Origin of the sequence: Oerskovia merdavium (genome assembly GCF_014836755.1) — a bacterium.
GTDB classification, from domain to species: domain Bacteria; phylum Actinomycetota; class Actinomycetes; order Actinomycetales; family Cellulomonadaceae; genus Oerskovia; species Oerskovia merdavium.
Genome location: NZ_JACSQF010000021.1, coordinates 46,287 through 60,263, shown reverse-complemented (window position 1 = coordinate 60,263; position 13,977 = coordinate 46,287). Strand labels below are relative to the sequence as shown.

Here is a 13,977-nt window from a genome sequence, read left to right as displayed (position 1 = left end):
GTGCCGGCCTTCGGTGCCGTCGCTGGGTGCCGAGCACGAGGTTGCGGTCGCTGTCCGGCGGATTCCGACCGGAACCTCGTGCTCGACCGGTCGCAACCTCGTGCTCGACCGGTCGCAACCTCGTGCTCGACCGCTCAGCCGAGCCCGAGCATCTCCCGGACCGGCCCGACGCCGTGCAGCGTCACCTCGGGTCGCAGCGCCTCGGCGCGGGACTCCCAGTCCTCCCGGTCGAGGCGGTACCGGACGTCGCCTGCGGGCTTGCCCTCGCGCGCGAGCGTCGCCGTGCCGTTGGGCCGGTAGCCGATCTTGCGCGTGACACCGTTCGACGGACCGTTGTCCTCCCAGGCCGACGTCGTGGCCGTCTGCGCGCCGAACCCCGTGAAGAGGAGCTCGAGGATCATGAGGCGAGCGAGCGTACCGACCCCGGCCCCCTGGTGCCGGCGCCCCAGCCACGAGCCCGACTCCGCGGTGCGCGTCACCACGAAGTCCGAGGCCGTGAGAGCCTGCACGCCCAGCACCTCGCCTCCGCGGACCACGGCGAGCTCGATCGCCCAGGACGCGGGCGAGATCCGGGACGCGGCACCCCACTGGTAGGCCAGGATGCTGCGGCCGACCTCGACCGCCGAGCCGCGCGACCACGGGAACACGAAGGGCATGAAGCCCTCGTCGTGGATGCCCTCGCCACCGACCGCCGCGAGCTGGAAGAGCAGGTCCTCGTCGAGATGACGTAGCTCCAGGTCCCCCGAGACGACGCGCAGCCCGGACGGGGGCCAGAGCTCTGTGCGCGACGGGCGCCCGGTGCCGCGCGCAGCCTGGTCGGGGGCGTGAGCCGCGGGATCGCGCGTCGGGTCGGGTGCGGAATCGGGTGCCATCGGTGCAGCCTGGCCGAGTGCACGAGGCGCGTCAACAGGATTCCCGTGGCCGAAGCGCCCCGGACGCACGAAGGGACCCGCAGGCCCGACGCGACGGCTGGTGGTCGTCACGCCGGACCCACGGGTCCCTGGCTCCCTCGGCGGCGGTACCGCTCCGCCGGGCCCCGAGGTCGTTCGTGCGGTGCGGCTGGTGCCGCACCTGCTGCCGCGTTTGCCGAACAGACGGTTGTCGTCCGTCGACCATGCGGTTGCCGTCAGAATTCAGCAGGATTCGAACGCCCACCGCATGCTCGGCACCGAGGCCGGACCGGCACGGAACCCAGACCCTGACGGCGCCGGGAACCAGACCCCGCGTGCCGTCAGCGCCTCGCGGCCTTCGACCCGCCTCGTGCCGCCGCCTTGGCCGCGGCCTTCTCGCGCGCCTTGATCGACTTCTCGCTCACGGGCTCGTCGCCGCTGGCCCGCAGCTGCCGGTAGTACTCCCGCGCCTCGTCCTGACGCACCTGCTCGGCCCCCGACGCGATCTTCGCGCGCAGGTGCTCGGGGCCGTAGCCCCAGGCGTCGACCAGGTCCTGGGCGTGGGGGCGCAGGCGCGCGACGAGGCGGTCGATGTAGCCCGTCACGATGCGCGCACGCTGCGCGGACAGGCGCCCGTTGATCAGGTACCAGGCGAGGTTGCGCTCGATGACCGTGAGCCCGAACAGGTCACGGACCCATGTGAGGACCTGGCGCGTGCCCGCGTCCTCGATGGTCTCGAGGGCCTGCGTGAACGCCTCCCAGTGCAGCAGGTCGGCGTGCGCCTTCGCCATCTCGATGAGCTCGTGCTGGTGCTCGTTGAAGAGCTCGGCGGCCTTCTCCGGCGTGGCCTTCTGCGCGGGGCGCAGGGCCGCCGCGACGTCGGCGACCATGGTCTCGACGCGGTCGGTCAGCAGCTCGCGCTGGTTGCCGACGTCCTTGAGGTGCCCAGCCGCACGGCGCGGGTCGCCCACGTCCGCGATGGTCTGGGCGGCCCGCTTGAGCGGCGTGCGGTGCAGTGCGGCATCGGCGGCCTGCTCGACCACGAACCGGGCCATCTGCCCGGGCGAGATGTCCTTGAACTCCTTGCCGTAGTCGGCCAGGAGGCGCTTGGCGACGAGCTGGAGCAGCACGGTGTTGTCGCCCTCGAACGTCACGTACACGTCCATGTCGGCGCGCAGGCTCGTGATCCGGTTCTCCGTGAGGAACCCCGCGCCGCCGCAGGCCTCGCGGGCCTCCTGGAGCGTGTCGAGCGCGAACCACGTGCTCATCGGCTTGAGCGAGGCCGCCATGGTCTCGAGGTCCTCGCGCGACTCGGGGGTGTCGTTCTCGCCCGAGAACACCAGGTCGAACAGGTCGAGCAGGCGGTCGTGCGCGAAGTGCATCGCGTAGGTCTGCGCGATGCGCGGGATCAGGCGGCGCTGGTGCGTGCCGTAGTCGAGGATCACGACCTCGTCGACGGGCGAGGCCGCGTTGAACTGGCGACGCTGGTTGCCGTAGGTCACCGCGGTCGTGAGGCCCAGCTTCGACGCCGTGATGGCGGCACCGTCGAGCGAGACGCGGCCCTGGACGAGCGAGCCGAGCATCGTGAAGAAGCGACGCCCGGGGCTGTCGATCGGCGAGGTGTACGTGCCGTCCTCGGCGACCTGGCCGTAACGGGCGAGGAGGTTCTCGCGCGGGACGCGGACGTGCGTGAAGTGCAGGCGACCGTTGTCGATCCCGTTGAGCCCGCCCTTGAGCCCGTCGTCCTCCCCGCCGACGCCGGGAAGAAAGGCCCCCGCGGCGCCGTCAGCCGTGGTCTCGCGGATGGGCGCGTAGAACGCGTGGACGCCGTGGTTGACGCCGTTCGTCACGAGCTGCGCGAAGATGACCGCCGCCGTGCCGTTGACCGCCGCGTTGCCGAGGTAGTCCTTCCAGGCACCGCGGAACGGGGTGTGGACGACGAACTCCTGCGTGGCCGGGTCGAACGTCGCGGTCGTCGCGATCGAGGCGACGTCCGAGCCGTGCCCCGTCTCGGTCATGGCGAACGCACCGGGCACCGAGGCGTCCATCGCGGCCGGGAGCAGGCGGTCCTGCTGCTCGGGCGTGCCGAGGTGCAGGATCGCCGCGGCGAACAGGCCCCACTGGACGCCCGCCTTGATCTGGAGCGAGGGGTCCGCGGCGACGAGCTCCTCGAACCCGGCGAGGTTGCCGCCGGCGTCGTCCTGCCCGCCGAGGCGCGTCGGGAACCCGCGGTGCACCTGCCCGATCTCGACGAGCTGCTTGACCTGGTCCATGACGCGCTCGCGGTGCTCGGTGAGCGAGAGCCCCTCGATGCGCTGGAACCGCTCCTCGCCCGCGGTCGCGCGCGCCTTGGCGCGCAGGTCGGCCCACCGGCCCAGGAGCTGGTGCGAGAGGTCGGCCACGTCGACGCGGACCTCGCCCTCGGGCATCGGGGGGGTGACGCCTGCGGCGGGGATGGACGTGGAGGTCGCTGCGCCGTCGCCCCGCTGGGTGTCGCGGGCTGCGGTGCGGTCAGAGGTGGTGGTCATCGGGACTCCTGTGTGCCGGTGGTAGCCATGAGAAGGATCAGAGGTCGTCGGTGGAGGGGGCGGCGGTGCCGTCCGAGGCGGCGGTGCCGCCGGGGGCGCCGCCGGTCGCGGCGCCGGTCGCGGCGTCGTCGGTCGTGGCGCCCCGGCCACGGGCCATGACGCCCACGGGGCCGCCCCACAGCCAGGCCGCGACCCGCTCGGTGAGCTCGTCGCGGTCCGGGGTGTCGGGGTCGTCGTGGTGGCCGAGCCACCACTCGCCCGCGCCGCGCACGAACCCGACCGCGCCCGCGGCCCAGGCCGCGGCGTCGGCGGGCGTGACGTCGGCCGCGCGCGTGAAGGGCTGGGCGACGAGCTCGGTCACCGAGTCGAGGAACGCCGCGAGGGGCGCCGAGGCCGTGCGGGCCGTGCCGTCGGTGCCGGCGATGGCGCCCGTGCGGGTCACGAAGTAGTAGACGTTGGGCGAGCTCGCGATCATCTCGAGGTACACGCCGACCATGGCGCGCAGCGCCCGGCGCGGTGTCTCGGCGGACTCGGCGGCCTGGGTCAGGGCGTCGTGCATCTGCCCGACGACCGACGCCCCGATCGCGATCTGCAGGCCGGTCTTGTCCTCGAAGTAGCGGTAGATGATCGACTTGGACGTGCCCGAGGCCGCCGCGATCTCGTCCATGGAGACGCCCGGTCCACCCTTGTGGACGGCCTTGCGGGCCGCGTGCACGAGCTCGGCGCGGCGGATCGCGCGGTGGTCGTCCCAGCGGGTCGAGCGTCCGTCCACGACGGGAGCAGGAGCGGGTGCGGGGGCGCGGCCGGGGGCACGGTGGAGCACGGCGGAGCGAGGCCGTCCGGTCCTGCCGTTCGTGTCGCCGTTGATCACACAGTCCTCCAGAGGTGCCCGACGTCGGTGTCGTCCCTGGTCGTCCGTCCGTCGGTCCGCGAGTGGTCCTCACGACGGCGTCCTGCCCTGGCGGGAACGCCGGGCACAGGGAGTGAAGGGTGTGACCCGCCTCACGATACCGAGAGTATCAGGTACTGTGGGTCTTGGACACCGCGTGGATCGCGCCCGCGGTCCGAGATCCTCAGCAACGAAGCGAGAGAGAGCAGCCGAAGTGGCCATCCGGAAGACGCAGCAGCCCACCCCCACGCCCAGTTCCCCCCAGCAGCCCCCGGCCCTCCGCGACGCCTACGTCCTGGGCGGCAACCGCATCCCGTTCGCACGCGCCGGCGGGAAGTACACAGGGGCCAGCAACCAGGACATGTTCACGGCCGCCCTCGAGGGACTCGTGGCCCGCTACGGCCTCCAGGGCGAGCGCCTGGGCGAGGTCGTCGGCGGCGCGGTGCTCAAGCACTCGCGCGACTTCAACCTGGTCCGCGAGTCGGTCCTGGGCTCATCACTCTCGCCCCAGACCCCGGCGTTCGACCTCCAGCAGGCGTGCGCCACTGGCCTCGAGGCCGTCGTCACCGTGTCCAACAAGATCCGCCTCGGGCAGATCGAGTCGGGCGTCGCGGGCGGCTCCGACACCGTGTCCGACGCCCCCATCGCGGTGAGCGAGGGGCTGCGCAAGGCGCTGCTCAAGGCCAGCCACGCCAAGACCCTGGGCGCTCGGCTCAAGGCGTTCGCCTCGGTGCGCCCCGGCGACCTGGCGCCGTCGACCCCCAGCACGGGCGAGCCCCGCACCGGCCTGTCGATGGGCGAGCACCAGGCGATCACGACCGCCGCGTGGGGCATCACGCGCGAGGCGCAGGACGAGGTCGCGCTGAACAGCCACCTGAACCTCGCCGCCGCGTGGCAGGCCGGGTTCTTCGACGACCTCGTCACCCCGTTCCGCGGCCTCACGCAGGACCAGAACATGCGCGCCGACTCGTCGGCCGAGAAGCTCGCGTCCCTCAAGCCCGTGTTCGGCAAGCACCTCACGCCGAGCGCGCCCACGCACGGGGCGGCGGCGGGCGGAGACGCCGGACCCGCTCAGCCGGTGGGCCCCACCATGACGGCCGGCAACTCGACCCCCCTGACCGACGGCGCCTCGGTCGTCCTGCTCGGTTCGCGCGAGTGGGCCGCCGAGCACGACCTGCCGGTCCTGGCCCGCGTGGTCGACGCCGAGTCCGCGGCCGTCGACTACGTGCACGGCCACGAGGGCCTGCTCATGGCCCCTGCCCACGCGGTCCCCCGTCTGCTCGCCCGCAACGGCCTCACGCTCGAGGACTTCGACGTCTACGAGATCCACGAGGCCTTCGCCTCGACGGTCCTGACCACGCTCGCCGCGTGGGAGGACGACGACTACTGCCGCACCGAGCTCGGCCTCGACGGCGCCCTGGGGTCGATCGACCGCTCGCGTCTCAACGTCAACGGTTCGTCGCTCGCCGCAGGGCACCCGTTCGCCGCGACGGGCGGGCGCATCGTCGCCACGGCAGCGAAGCTCGTCGCGCAGAAGGCCTCCGAGACCGGTCGCCCCGCCCGCGCGCTCATCTCGATCTGCGCGGCCGGCGGCCTGGGCCTCGCCGCGATCATCGAGAGCGCCGACGACCTGTCCACCACGCCTGCGCAGAGCACCGAGAGCTGAGGGAACCCGCCATGACCGACAAGTACCTGTCTGCCGTGAACTCGGGCTTCACCAAGACGCTCGCCAAGAAGCTCGGCCTCCCCCGGCCCGCCGTCCTGCGCCGCTACCGTTCGGGCGACCCGCTCGTGCCCGGCCCCGTGCTGGTGATCGGCGAGCCCGGCTCGGCCGCCGACACCACCGCGGTCGCCCAGGCCCTGCTCGGCTGGGACCTCGACGTGCGGCAGAACGCGAACGGCGCCGAGACCCGCTGGGGTGCGATCGTCGTCGTCCTGACGGGTGCGACGAGCCCTGCCGACTTCTCGGCCCCCGTCCTCGAGCTGGGCGCGAACCTGCGCCAGCTCGCGCCCGGCGGCCGCGTCGTGACCGTCTCGCGTGCACCGGCCGACGACGACACGCCCCTGCTCGCGGCGACCCGCCAGGGCGTCGACGGGTTCCTGCGCTCGCTCGCCAAGGAGCTGCGCGCGGGGGCTACGGCCAACGGCATCCAGCTCACCGACGGCGCCGCCCCCGACTGCACCTCGGCCCTGGCCACGCTGCGCTTCTTCCTCTCGGCGAGGTCGGCGTTCGTCGACGGCCAGCTGCTGCACGTGGGCCCGGTCGCGAGCGCCGAGGCCCCCGACTGGGACCGCCCCCTCGCGGGGCGCGTCGCGGTCGTGACGGGCGCAGCCCGCGGGATCGGGGCGGCCATCGCCCGGACGCTGGCCCGCGACGGCGCGACGGTCGTCGTGGTCGACGTCCCCGCGGCGGGCGAGTCCCTCGCGAAGGTCGCGAACGAGATCAAGGGCACGGCTCTGCAGCTCGACGTCACGGCCGACGACGCGGGCGCACGGATCCTCGAGCACGCGCGGACCCGCCACGGCGGTCTGCACATCCTGGTCCACAACGCCGGGATCCTGCGCGACAAGCTCCTCGCCAACATGTCCCCCGACAAGTGGGACGCCGTGATCGCGGTCAACCTGCTCTCGCAGCTGCGCATCAACGACTACCTGCTGGGCGCGAGCGGCTTCTCCGAGGCCCCGCACATCGTCTCGCTCGCGTCGACGAGCGGCATCGCGGGTAACCGTGGCCAGACGAACTACGGCGCGTCCAAGGCCGGGGTCATCGGCCACACGCGCGCGACGGCACGCCTCCTGGCCCCGCTCGGCGGCTCGGCCAACGCGGTCGCGCCCGGGTTCATCGAGACCGACATGACGGCGTCGATCCCGCTCGTCCAGCGCGAGATGGCGCGCCGCGTGTCCTCGCTCCAGCAGGGTGGCCTGCCGATCGACGTCGCGGAGGCCATCGCCTTCCTCGCGTCGCCCGCGGCGGTCGGCGTCAACGGCCAGGTGCTGCGCGTGTGCGGCCAGAGCCTGGTGGGCGCGTGACGGCCGCCACGCACGAGACCCGCAACCCGCGCCTCGTCACGCTGCCCTCGCTGCCGGGGCTCGGCGGCCTGTACGCGAAGGGCGTGGCGTCGTCGGGCCGGATCGCCGTGACGCGCTCCCCCGTGGGGCGCGCCCTGCCCGGGACGCGCGACGTCGTCCTTCCCAGCGTCGTCTACCGCGTCACCGACGTCCCGACGTCGGGCGTGACCGAGCACCTGACCGACTACCAGCGGCTGATCGGCGAGCGCGTGTGCGACACCCTGCCCGCGGGGTACCTGCACGTGCTCGCGTTCCCGCTCGCGACCGCGCTCATGGTGCGCGGCGACTTCCCGCTGCCGCTGCTGGGGCTCGTGCACGTGTCCAACGCGGTCTCGGTGCACCGGCCCGTGCAGGTCGGGGACGTGCTCGAGGTCCGTGCGACGGCCCAGGACCTGCGCGCGCACCGGCGCGGGGTCCAGGTGGACCTCGTGACCGAGGTCAGCACGGGGGGCGAGCTCGCCTACCGTGGCGTCTCGACGTACCTGGCCAAGGGGTTCGGGCTGCCGTCGGGCGAACGGGCAGCCGACGAGGCGCCGCCTCAGCGGATAGACGAGGCGCCGCGCGAGGAGTTCGTACCGCCGGTCCCGACGGCGCGCTGGGAGCTCGGCAGCGGGGTCGGGCGCGCGTACGGCGCGATCTCGGGCGACCGCAACCCCATCCACACCTCGGCCCTGGGTGCCAAGGCGTTCGGCTTCCCGCGGACCATCGCGCACGGCATGTACACGGCTGCGCGCGCGCTGGCCGAGGTCGGCGCCGCGCGCGGCGACGCGTACGACTGGACGGTCGAGTTCGAGAAGCCGGTCCTGCTGCCGGGCACGGTCCAGGTCGCGATCACCCGCGCGCCCGACGACGGTGCTCACCCGGGTACGGACGCAGGCTTCACGTACGTGGGCTGGAACGGGAAGAGCGGCAAGCGGCACTTCAGCGGGACGGTCACGCCGCGCTGAGCGCTCGTGCCGCCGCCCGCCGAGAAGTGAGTAGATGCCCCTGATCGGGTCAGATCAGGGGCATCTACTCACTTCTCGGCGACAGCCCGGCTCAGCGCCCCGCGAGGAACGACCGCACGTCCGCCGAGGACAGCTGAACGATCGCCTTGACCCCCAGCCCGATGACCAGGAGGTCGACCAGGAAAGGGAGAAGAGCAAAGCTGCCGTCGAACATCCCCAGGACGCGAAGACCGATGCCGATCCCGGCGACCCAGAGCGCGACCGTCCGCGCCGTCGCGCCTCCCACCGCCACCTTGGGTGCCAGGACGAGGTAGACGGCCGAGAACGCGAGACCGACGACCACGAGCACGAGCGAGACCGCGAGAAGGACCAGCATGTCCGGCGAGTCGCCGAGGAGCATGAGCAGCAGCAGCACGCTCAGCACACCGCCGACGATCCCGATCCATCCCAGGGTCTTGAGCGTCTTGGCGGCCTTGCGGAAGTCGTCCGGGATGATGCGCTTGACGGGGACGTCCTGGATCGGCGAATAGTCGTACACGGCGGGCCCTGCTCTCGGTCGGCGACCCCCTCGTCGGGGTCGGCGACGACGAACCTAGGGGATCGGGCATCTCGGGCGCAACGCCGCCACGGCGCCGAGCCTTCTGCACCTACGGCTCACCCCGCGGTCCGCCGGATGCTCCGCCGCCACCGACGTTCGAACACCACGTCCTGGCCGTCGCGCGCCACGACCTCGTCGTCGGTGTGGAAGTACTCGGCGTCGCACGAGATCTCCGAGCGCGTCACGATGCTCGCGTCCCACGCGAGGTCGGCCGGCGTGGCCCCTGGCCTGCGCAGCCGCACGCTCCAGTCCGAGCGCGTGCGCGCGCTCAGCGGGTCGCGCCCGATCCAGTAGCGCTCGAGCGCGTCCTCGGTGAACTCGAGGCCGTCGGGATAGATGCGCGTCCCGCCGTACCTCGGGTCGACCTCCAGGAGCCACTCGTCGGCCGCGACGTCACGCACCACGCGTCGCTCGGGCCGCTGGTCCGCGGCCTCCGGGTAGACGACACCGAGCGGGGGCGCCTGCTCGGGCTCCTCGAAGGTGACGACGGGGTGCCCGCCCGGCGCTGCGCCGTCGTGCACCGGGAGCTCGAGCGAGCTGCCCGCGGGCGCGACCGCGAGCGCCGCCCCTCCCGGCTGCGGCCACACCCACGGCCAGTACGCCGAGGAGACCGCGAGCCGGAGCCGGTGCCCGGGCGCGACCGCGTACCCGGTCCCGCTGAGCTCGAACGTCACGTCGTGCGTCGCGCCGGGTTCCCACGGCACCACGCGGTCACGCCCCTCGCGCGTGGACAGGTTGAGCACGCCACGGGTCACGAGCGTCGAGGAGCCGTCGGGGCCCACGTCGCACAGCCGCGCCACGACCTGCCCCTTGTCGCCCGCGCACGTCAGGCGCAGACGGACCCGGGCACGGCCCAGGATCTCGAGCCGCTGCGTGAGCGGCGGCGAGTCGAAGCACACGGACCGCCCGTCCTCCTCGCGCTGGTCGGGCGGCAGGTCGGCGTCGTTCCCGAACGGGAAGAAGCGCCCCGCGTCGATCCCGGTGTGCTGGGGAGAGGCCACGAGGCACGACGGCGGCACGTCCGCCGGGGCGGTCGGCTCACCGCCCGCCGGGCTCGGGTGGACGGGAAGGTGGTTGACGAGCGGGGCGGTCGTGCGCAGCACGGTGGCGACCGCTGCGTCGTCGACGTCGTCGGTGCCGCCAGGCGCTCCCGCGAGCGGGAAGACCGTGGGCCGGACGTGCGGGGAGGGCCAGCGCTCCTCGCCGACCCAGCGCCCGGGCAGCTCGTCGTAGACCGTCGCGGGCGGCACGGACTCCGTGATCCAGGCGCGCAGCGCCGGCTCGTCGAGGGCGCCCGTGTCCTGGCCCTTGAGGAACTGGTCCCACCAGCGCAGCGTCTCCTGGAGGAACCCGATCGACGGTCCGGGAGGCAGGCCGCGGTCGGGGTACTGGTGCGACCACGGCCCGACGATGCCCCGGACCGGGCCGCCCAGGGTCCGGCCGGCGTTCGCCGAGCCGTCGCTCGATCCCTGGTCCGCCGAGTCCTTCCCCGCGGCCACGAGCCGCAGGACCGTGTCGCGGTAGGGGTCGTTCCACCCGCCGACCGCCAGGACCGCGGCCTTGATCGCCGAGTAGTCCTCGATGACGCTGCCGTGGCGCCAGTAGTCGTCGCGCGTCTGGTGGTCGAGCCAGGTGTGGACGAACGGCTCGGTGTGCTCGAGGCGGTCGAGCCACTGCTCCTTCCACCGGTCGCCCACGACGGCCGGGTCCGGGGGCCGGGAGCAGAACGCGAGCATGGTCGCCGCCCACGCGTGCATGTCGACCGCGAGGACCGACCCGCCCGTGTAGTGCACGTCGTTGTCGTAGCGGTCGTCGGTCGAGCAGACCGTGACGATCGCTGCGAGCGCCTCGGGGGCGAGGGCCGCGACCTGCAGGGCGTTGAACCCGCCCCACGAGATGCCGAACATCCCGACCTTGCCGCTGCACCACTCCTGCGCGGCGAGCCACTCGACGACCGCGACGCCGTCGGCTAGCTCGGTCGGAGAGTACTCGTCGTCCTGGTGCCCGTCCGAGTTCCCGCTGCCGCGGATGTCGACGCGCACCGACGCGTACCCGTGGCCCGCGTAGTACGGGTGGCGCTGCGCGTCGCGCGGGGCGGTCCAGTCGGACAGCCGGTAGGGCAGGTACTCCAGGATCGCGGGGACCGGCGTGGGGGCGACCGGTCGCCAGACCCTCGCCGCGAGGCGCGTGCCGTCGGCGAGAGGTATCCAGTGGTCCTCGACCGTGGTCTCGAACGGGAGCTCGGTCACGTACCGCATGGTCGTTCCTCCGGTGCTGGGTGGTGCGGGTGGTGCTGTCGGGCGGGTGGTGCAGTCGGTCAGCGGTGGTGGCGCGGGGCCACGTGGGTCGTGCGGGTCGTGCGCACCGGTCAGTGGACGGGGTGCATGGTCCGCTTCATCCAGGGCGACAGGATCAGGACGACGACCCCGACGAGCACCGCGACGGCCCCGTTGAGCGTGAAGTAGAGGCCGTCGGGAATCTCCCCGTAGAACCGGACGGTCTGCGCCTGGATACCGTTCGCGAGAGCGATCGACAGGAACCACACGGCCATCGACTGGCTCGAGAACGCCGCGGGGGCGAGCTTGGTCGTCGCGGACAGGCCCGTCGTCTGGAGCAGCACGTCACCGAGCCCCAGCAGCAGGAGGGAGGCCAGGAGCCACCACACGGCAATCTTCCAGTCGCCGCTCTGCCCCGTCACGGCGGGCACGAGGACCAGGTAGGACAGGCCGCCGAGCAGAGCGCCGATCGCGATCTTCTTGGACGCGTGCGGCTGCCGGGGCCCGAGCCAGGTCCACAGCGCCGCGACCACGGGCGCGACGAGCACCTCGACGCCGCCGAGGAACGAGCTGAACCAGGCCGCCGGCGCCTCCCAGCCGAAGATCGTGCGTTCGACGTGCTGGTCGGCCAGCAGGATCAGGACGCTGTACGCCTGGAACAGCACGAAGTTGAACGCGACCGACGCGAACCACAGCACGAGGAAGGGTCGGAGCCGGCCGCGTTCGGCGCCCGTCACGCGGGGGCTGCGGAACATGACGGTGAAGTAGACGATCGGCGCGGCCATCGCGACCACGGTCAGCGCGTCGACCACGCCCGCGATGCTGAGCCGCCCCGCGAGCGCGAGCCCGACGGCGAGGATCACCACGCCGGCCGCGACGCCTCCCAGGATCCACAGGGTCCGGCGCATCACGGCCGGCGGCAGGGGCGCCTCGGGGCCGCGCCCGTGCCCCGGGATGTGCCTGCGGCCCACGACGTACTGCACCACTCCCGCGGTCATGCCGATCGCGGCAGCCGAGAACCCCCAGTGCCAGCCGACGTCGGCGCCGAGCCACCCTGTGACGAGGGGACCGAAGAACGCCCCGACGTTGATGCCCATGTAGTAGAGCGCGAACCCCGCGTCGCGGCGCTCGTCCGTGGTCGAGTAGAGCTTGCCCACGAGCGTCGACACGTTGGGCTTGAGCAGCCCCGTGCCCAGGCTGATGAGGACCAGCCCGAGCCACGTCGAGAGCTCGGCGGGGATCGCCATGGTGTAGTGCCCGCACGCGATGAGGATCCCGCCCCACAGGACGGCCCGGTACGAGCCCAGGACCCGGTCCGCGATCCACCCGCCGCCGACCGAGACGAGGTAGACCATGGTCCCGTAGCCCGCCGCGATCGAGGCCGCGGGCCCGGCCTCCATCCCCAACCCGTTGTCCGCGACGGTCGCCGTGAAGAACAGGACGAGGATGGCCTGCATCCCGAGGAACGAGAACCGCTCCCAGACCTCGAGGCCGAACAGGGTCGACAGACCTCGCGGGTGCCCGAAGAATGCTCTGTCGTCCGGGTCGACCGCGGGGTCTGCCGGTCGTGCGTCCTCGGTCGTCAACAGCCCTCCAGCGGTCGGTGCGCCCGCCGCAGGCTCGCGGAGGCATCCTTCCAACCTAGGGAGGATCGGGGCCCGGGGCCACAGGGACGCTCGGCCTGGTCGCCCGCAACGTGGCTTGCAGCCCGTCAGACGACCCGGTCGAGGCCCTCCAGGCGGGCGAGCCGGTCGAGCAGGGCGTCCCGCACGTCCGGCCACTCGTCCGCCAAGATCGAGAAGTAGGCCGTGTCGCCGCGCGACCCGTCGGGCGCGACGCGGTGGCTGCGCAGCACCCCCTCGGGCACGGCCCCGAGGCGCTGGATCGCCGCGATCGAGCGGGCGTTCCGCGCGTCGGCCCGCAGCGCGACGCGCTCGACGTCGAGCACCTCGAACGCGTGCCGCAGCAGCAGGTACTTGCACGCCGGGTTGGTCACGCCGCCCCACCAGGGACGGTCGTAGAACGTCGAGCCGAGCTCGACCCTCCCCTGCGAGGGCGACCACTCGTAGAGCGAGGTGCTGCCGCGGACGGACGTGGCGCCGTCGGGCCCCTCGCCGGGAGCAGCCGGCCCGACGACGGCCCACGCCAGGCGCCCCGGCGCCGCCACCGCGTCCCGCACGTAGACGGACATGGCCGGTGTCCCGCGAGGCGTCGGCGAGGACATGCCCGCCCACAGGGCGTCGTCGACGAACGCCCCCAACGCCTGCGCGTGCTGCTCGCCGAGCGGCTCGAGGCGCAGCCCGAACCCTTCCAGGACCGTGGCGTTCTCCATGCGGTCATCCTGCCGGACCGAACGTGAGGATCCTGTGAACCGCCCGTCCCCCGAGATGCGAGTCGCCTGGCGGCCTGCCTACGGTCGATGCGAACCAACCACCATCCGACGATCACCACGGGAGGACCTCCATGGGACTGGGAGACAAGATCAAGCACGCGGCCGAAGAGGTCGAGGGCAAGGTCAAGGAGGGCGCCGGCAAGCTCACGGGCAACGAGAAGCTCGAGGCCGAGGGCCACGCCGACCAGGCGAAGGCCAACGTCAAGCAGGCCGGTGACGACGTCAAGGACGCCTTCAAGAAGGACTGACCCACCAGACGAAGAACGCCCCGGGACCCGTACGGGTCCCGGGGCGTCGCTGTGGACGGGGGAGGTTCAGAGGGCGACGGCGGGCGGCAGGGCCGTGACCGGTCCGACGGGCTGGCCGGGCCCCGCGGGGCCGGGGCCCG

The 13,977-nt window shown here is 73.0% G+C and carries 11 protein-coding genes; 4 read left to right on the top strand and 7 right to left on the bottom strand.

Going from position 1 to position 13,977, the window contains the following annotated elements; all coding sequences use genetic code 11:
* Positions 1–134: 134 nt before the first annotated feature.
* The 3 genes from H9641_RS17045 to H9641_RS17035 all read right to left on the bottom strand — a co-directional run bounded on the left by H9641_RS17045 (position 135) and on the right by H9641_RS17035 (position 4,289).
* Positions 135–872: a GNAT family N-acetyltransferase gene (locus H9641_RS17045; RefSeq protein WP_191805614.1), complete on the bottom strand. Its 738-nt coding sequence runs from the start codon at positions 870–872 to the stop codon at positions 135–137.
* A gap of 359 nt (positions 873–1,231) precedes the next feature.
* Positions 1,232–3,418, bottom strand: a complete 2,187-nt coding sequence (locus H9641_RS17040; protein ID WP_191805613.1) for an acyl-CoA dehydrogenase family protein — start codon at positions 3,416–3,418, stop codon at positions 1,232–1,234.
* 37 nt (positions 3,419–3,455) lie between these two features.
* Entirely contained in the window at positions 3,456–4,289 is an 834-nt protein-coding gene (locus tag H9641_RS17035) for a TetR/AcrR family transcriptional regulator (protein WP_404821964.1), read from the bottom strand.
* A 232-nt stretch (positions 4,290–4,521) separates the two neighbouring features.
* On the opposite strand from H9641_RS17035, the gene H9641_RS17030 reads away from it, so the two are divergent.
* The 3 genes from H9641_RS17030 to H9641_RS17020 are packed head-to-tail and all read left to right on the top strand — an operon-like array spanning position 4,522 to position 8,323.
* Positions 4,522–5,973, top strand: coding sequence for an acetyl-CoA C-acetyltransferase (locus tag H9641_RS17030; RefSeq protein WP_404821963.1), 1,452 nt, complete (start codon positions 4,522–4,524; stop codon positions 5,971–5,973).
* A gap of 11 nt (positions 5,974–5,984) precedes the next feature.
* The gene (locus tag H9641_RS17025) at positions 5,985–7,337 is read left to right on the top strand and encodes a 3-oxoacyl-ACP reductase (RefSeq protein WP_191805612.1); all 1,353 of its coding nucleotides are present in this window, start codon (positions 5,985–5,987) and stop codon (positions 7,335–7,337) included.
* Complete coding sequence (locus H9641_RS17020) at positions 7,334–8,323, top strand: MaoC/PaaZ C-terminal domain-containing protein (protein WP_191805611.1); 990 nt, start codon at positions 7,334–7,336, stop codon at positions 8,321–8,323. The genes H9641_RS17025 and H9641_RS17020 overlap by 4 nt, the downstream gene beginning before the upstream one ends.
* A gap of 91 nt (positions 8,324–8,414) precedes the next feature.
* On the opposite strand, the gene H9641_RS17015 is transcribed toward H9641_RS17020, so the two are convergent.
* From H9641_RS17015 to H9641_RS17000, 4 genes are all read right to left on the bottom strand, one after another.
* A complete protein-coding gene (locus tag H9641_RS17015) occupies positions 8,415–8,861 on the bottom strand; it encodes a hypothetical protein (protein WP_191805610.1) in 447 nt (148 codons plus the stop codon).
* Between the two features lie 116 nt (positions 8,862–8,977).
* Positions 8,978–11,179, bottom strand: coding sequence for a CocE/NonD family hydrolase (locus H9641_RS17010; protein WP_191805609.1), 2,202 nt, complete (start codon positions 11,177–11,179; stop codon positions 8,978–8,980).
* Between the two features lie 110 nt (positions 11,180–11,289).
* Entirely contained in the window at positions 11,290–12,783 is a 1,494-nt protein-coding gene (locus tag H9641_RS17005) for a peptide MFS transporter (protein ID WP_191805608.1), read from the bottom strand.
* Positions 12,784–12,908: 125 nt separating this feature from the next.
* Positions 12,909–13,529, bottom strand: a complete 621-nt coding sequence (locus tag H9641_RS17000; protein ID WP_191805607.1) for a GNAT family N-acetyltransferase — start codon at positions 13,527–13,529, stop codon at positions 12,909–12,911.
* Positions 13,530–13,660: 131 nt separating this feature from the next.
* Between H9641_RS17000 and H9641_RS16995 the strand changes: the two genes are divergently transcribed.
* Positions 13,661–13,837: a CsbD family protein gene (locus H9641_RS16995; RefSeq protein WP_191805606.1), complete on the top strand. Its 177-nt coding sequence runs from the start codon at positions 13,661–13,663 to the stop codon at positions 13,835–13,837.
* Positions 13,838–13,977 lie beyond the last annotated feature (140 nt).

Bases quoted from the DNA above. Each gene is read 5' to 3' on its own strand.
- H9641_RS17045 (WP_191805614.1), bottom strand. From the start codon at position 872: ATGGCACCCGATTCCGCACCCGACCCGACGCGCGATCCCGCGGCTCAC.
- H9641_RS16995 (WP_191805606.1), top strand. From the start codon at position 13,661: ATGGGACTGGGAGACAAGATCAAGCACGCGGCCGAAGAGGTCGAGGGC.
- H9641_RS17000 (WP_191805607.1), bottom strand. From the start codon at position 13,529: ATGGAGAACGCCACGGTCCTGGAAGGGTTCGGGCTGCGCCTCGAGCCG.
- H9641_RS17010 (WP_191805609.1), bottom strand. From the start codon at position 11,179: ATGCGGTACGTGACCGAGCTCCCGTTCGAGACCACGGTCGAGGACCAC.
- H9641_RS17040 (WP_191805613.1), bottom strand. From the start codon at position 3,418: ATGACCACCACCTCTGACCGCACCGCAGCCCGCGACACCCAGCGGGGC.
- H9641_RS17025 (WP_191805612.1), top strand. From the start codon at position 5,985: ATGACCGACAAGTACCTGTCTGCCGTGAACTCGGGCTTCACCAAGACG.